The sequence below is a fragment of the Microseira sp. BLCC-F43 genome, from assembly GCF_041929235.1.
Classification (GTDB): domain Bacteria; phylum Cyanobacteriota; class Cyanobacteriia; order Cyanobacteriales; family Aerosakkonemataceae; genus Microseira.
Genome location: NZ_JBHFNP010000362.1, coordinates 1 through 4,043, shown reverse-complemented (window position 1 = coordinate 4,043; position 4,043 = coordinate 1). Strand labels below are relative to the sequence as shown.

Annotated in this window: 5 protein-coding genes and 1 pseudogene; all 6 read left to right on the top strand. The window is 45.0% G+C overall.

Annotated features, from left to right (window positions below; all coding sequences use genetic code 11):
* Positions 1–769 precede the first annotated feature (769 nt).
* The 6 genes and pseudogenes from ACE1CM_RS48350 (at position 770) to ACE1CM_RS48325 (ending at position 3,911) form a co-directional block, all read left to right on the top strand.
* On the top strand, positions 770–1,336 hold the full coding sequence (locus tag ACE1CM_RS48350) for a reverse transcriptase N-terminal domain-containing protein (protein WP_374886774.1): 567 nt from the start codon (positions 770–772) through the stop codon (positions 1,334–1,336).
* A complete protein-coding gene (locus ACE1CM_RS48345; RefSeq protein WP_374886772.1) occupies positions 1,329–1,682 on the top strand; it encodes a reverse transcriptase domain-containing protein in 354 nt (117 codons plus the stop codon). Before ACE1CM_RS48350 ends, ACE1CM_RS48345 begins: the two co-directional genes overlap by 8 nt.
* Positions 1,636–2,154, top strand: a complete 519-nt coding sequence (locus ACE1CM_RS48340) for a group II intron maturase-specific domain-containing protein (RefSeq protein ID WP_374886771.1) — start codon at positions 1,636–1,638, stop codon at positions 2,152–2,154. Before ACE1CM_RS48345 ends, ACE1CM_RS48340 begins: the two co-directional genes overlap by 47 nt.
* A gap of 60 nt (positions 2,155–2,214) precedes the next feature.
* Positions 2,215–2,433, top strand: coding sequence for an HNH endonuclease (locus ACE1CM_RS48335; protein WP_374886770.1), 219 nt, complete (start codon positions 2,215–2,217; stop codon positions 2,431–2,433).
* A gap of 207 nt (positions 2,434–2,640) precedes the next feature.
* Positions 2,641–3,323, top strand: a pseudogene (locus tag ACE1CM_RS48330) (reverse transcriptase domain-containing protein); the annotation flags it as partial.
* Positions 3,300–3,911 (top strand): group II intron maturase-specific domain-containing protein, encoded by a 612-nt coding sequence (locus tag ACE1CM_RS48325; protein ID WP_374886773.1) that lies wholly within the window; start codon positions 3,300–3,302, stop codon positions 3,909–3,911. The pseudogene ACE1CM_RS48330 and the gene ACE1CM_RS48325, both read left to right, overlap by 24 nt.
* Positions 3,912–4,043: the final 132 nt, after the last annotated feature.

Genomic DNA, 4,043 nt, shown 5'->3' with positions numbered 1-4,043 from the left:
GGTTTTGGTTGTTGTCGAGTCGCAAGACCGGGCTTCATCCAAGCGAAAGCGTTAACTCGGATTGACCAAAAGTTACACCGCCGACTTATACTTAGCTCCTTTTCCCTCTGGGTAGGTTTGTCTAGGTTTTTCCAAGCGGTGGCAACACTCGAAACCGAGATAACTTAGTTTCTGTGGAGGTGAAAGTCCTCCTCCTGAAGTGTCCAGGTAACAGCATCACCCCCAGTCATGGAGAGGGTAGCACCGCCACAACTGAAGCGGGGTGAAAACCGGATAAGCCACCAGCCTGAAATGTAGTGAAACCGGGAGCATCTGGGGCAGAACAGCGAAAGCGAACTCTCGTACAAACCGTCGTCATTGTCAACTTGCGGAATAAGGCTAATACGCAGGGAGCGAAATATGCTCACGGGAACGGTAGATAGCAGCTTGTCCTACTGACTATTGACACCTACCAAAACCAGGCGGATTGAGAGGTTCTACAACCAGTACCAACGGAAACTAGGAACGAGTTAAACCAGGGGAACGGCTCTCCAGAATCGGTCGAATTATGGAGTAGTAGCTAGCGTAAGCCGCCCTTGGAAGGATTGAGTCAGAAGCCAACGCCCCTCTGTAATGGAGAGGATATGCTGACAGACTCACTGCTGTGTGAAAGATACGTTCGCTTTAGTTCGAGTGAATATCTCCAAAACGGAGATTACATCACAAGTGGAATGGAAAGATGTGAACTGGCGAAAAGCCGAGTTCGCAGTTTTCCAGCTCCTCTCATCGGATTTATCGCGCTTCACAACGTGGAGATGTTCAAACAGTTAGACGGCTCCAAAAGAATCTAGCCCAATCCTGGTCTGCGAAACTAATCGCCGTGCGTCGGGTAACTCAGGACAATAAAGGTCGTGCTACGGCTGGAGTAGACGGGGTAAAATCCTTAACACCTCCAGCACGATTAGTACTGGCTAAAAACCTGAAATTAGATGGGAAATCATCACCGACTCGAAGCGTTTGGATTCCCAAACCTGGAAAGCCGGAAAAACGAGGACTCTCAATCCCAACAATTGAGGAAAGAGCAAAACAAACGCTACTTAAAATGGCTTTATATCCAGAATGGGAAGCACGTTTTGAATCAGAATCATACGGTTTTAGACCCGGCAGATATTGTCATGACGCAATCGCAGCAATCCGAACCTGCATCGCGCAAAAACAGAAGTATGTTTTGGCTGCTGACATTTGCAGGTTTTTTGACAAAATAAACCAGGCAAAACTGTTAGAAAAACTCAAGAATTTTCCCAGGGTCGAACGCCAGATTAAAGCGTGGATAAAATGGAGTAATAGACTTGAGTAGATGGGCAGAAAGGAAGGGATTTCAGAAGACATTGGAGGGTGTTCCGCAGGGTGGAAGTATCTCACCACTTTTAACGAACATTGCACTCCACGGTATGCAACAACCCATAGAAGAACAATTTCCCAGGGATAAAGCAAACAGAATCCGAAATACCAAAAGGTTATTCGGCAAAGAAGTGAAAGATCCAACGCTTATACGCTATGCAGATGACTTGGTTGTCATCTGCAAAGGATTAACTTACTGTGGTACAACAATGTCAGCGGATTATATCAGAATGTCTAGGGGAATTAGGGCTATAATTGAAACCGGAAAACCCTCGAATATTTCAGAGTCTAGAAGAACATGAACGAGAAAAACCTGGATTTAATTTTATAGGATTTTCTATCCGACAGTACCGAGTAGGGAAACACGATTCAGGTGAAACATCGAAAGGGAAAAAGCTGGGTTTCAAAACCATCATCAAACCCGACCAAGAAAAGCTCCAAGCTCATTACAGAACGCTCGATGAATACGTGGAAGAGAACAATAGCAGTAGTCAAGCTGCTCTAATCAGTTTCCTCAATCCAATTATCCGAGGTTGGAGTAACTACCAATCTCCTTGGAACTCAAAGGAAACGTTAAACAAACTCGACCACCTACTCTGGAGAAGACTGTATCGATGGGGGAAACGTCGCCACCCCAATCAGGGTAAAAAGTGGGTCGTCAGGAAATATTGGCGAACCATTGGCAACAATAACTGGGTCTTTGCAAGCTCTCGAAAAGAGCAAAATTCCTACAACCTCCTACTTCACTCGTCGTTCCCGGCGGGTCTGAGATGAACAAAAGTACAAGCAACACGCAGCCCTGACGATGGGGACTCAACTTACTCGAGCGTTAGAATGGGCGAAAACTACAAATATCTGGAACCGCAGAAAGCAAGACTGCTCAAGCGGCAGAAAGGTAAATGCGCTCATTGTGGAGTCAATTTCAACCCAGGTGAATCAATCGAAAAACACCACTTAAACCCCAGAGCTAAGGGTGGAAATAACGCTGATAAAAACCTGGTCTTAGTCCATCTACATTGCCACGACCAAATTCACAGGCAATGTTCAAACTGAACCACGCTGAGGGATTTTCGCTAATTGGAGATGTCACTGGCATTGGTGACAGTCACACACTGAGGAGCCGAATGAATAGCGATATTCACGTTCGGTTCTGGAGCCTCGCAGGTAGGGCGACCTGCCTGCTTAGGTTAACAACAAACGGCTGGCGTTGACGGTCAGACGGCACTAACTCCTACACAAAGGGTGAAACTGGTCAAAAGTATGAGGAAATACACCCTATGGAAAGCCTGCCCAACTAAAAGGGTCTACATACCAAAAGCAAATGGAAAACAAAGACCACTAGGGATTCCAACAATCAGAGACCGAGTAGCACAAGCAGTTGTTAAAAATGCCTTAGAGCCTAGCTGGGAAGCGAGATTCGAGGAAAACAGTTATGGTTTTCGACCTGGCAGAAGCTGCCATGATGCCATGGAACAATGCCATCTTAGATTGAGCAAAGGGCGTGACACATGGGTTCTAGATGCTGACATTAAAGGGGCATTTGACAACATTAATCATGAATATATCCTCAAGACAATAGGGCAAACCCCTGGTCGAGAACTGATAAAACAATGGTTGAAAGCAGGTTATGTAGAAGCTGAGATATTCCATAAAACAGAAAGCGGAACGCCACAGGGGGGATTATCTCACCATTGTTAGCCAATATCGCCCTAGATGGCATGGAAAAGGTGTTATCCAAATACACCAAAACCAAAACCTATCAAAGCCAACATAAAAATGGTAAATACAAAGGGCAACAAAGAACTAGCAAGGTGAAGTCACCTAAATACGGATTCATCCGATACGCTGACGACTTTGTGGTTACTGCTGAAACGAAAGAGGATATCGAAGCTATAATCCCAGTCCTACAAGAATGGCTCTTGGAAAGAGGGCTAGAACTGAATAAGGATAAGACTAACATTGTTCATGTAGAACAGGGCTTCAACTTCTTAGGGTTCAATATCCGACAGTTCAATGGAAGTTGCTTCTGCTTTCCTCAGAAAGAAAAAATTATAAACTTTCTGAGAAATGTCAACCAATGGCTAAAAGCCAATCACAACGCCAAACCAGAAGCAATAATAAAACACCTCAATCCAATCCTCATAGGATGGGGAAACTACTACAAGTGTGGAGCAAGTAAACGGGTGTTTTCCTATGTAGACCATAAATTATGGAAAATGCTCTACAAATGGGGACTAAAAAGACATCCGAATAAAACAAAGGGATGGGTAGCCAAAAGGTACTTTAAAACCCTAAAAGGGCGGAAATGGAACTTTGCGGTACAAGTCAATGACCAACGCAAGGCTGAAAACTACATAGCCTTAAAATGGCTGGCGGACATCCCAATCGAACGCCATGTCAAAGTCAAAGGCTCATCATCCCCAGATGACCCAACCCTGAATCAATACTGGCATGACCGCAAAACCCGATACGGAAAAACCTATTGGGAAAAAGCTTCAAAGCTATACAAAGTAGCAGAAAACCATTCGTGACAGGTTAGCGCCACCTGAACTGGTCGTTTAGTACGGAGAGCCGACTCTCCTATAGCATTCACACCCTCTACCCTCACGTAAAAGGCTCAAAGCGAGTCCGGTCACATCTCAAGTAAGTAATGAACGAGATGG

Coding starts and splice junctions, on each gene's coding strand:
- ACE1CM_RS48335 (WP_374886770.1), top strand. CDS start 2,215: ATGGGCGAAAACTACAAATATCTGGAACCGCAGAAAGCAAGACTGCTC.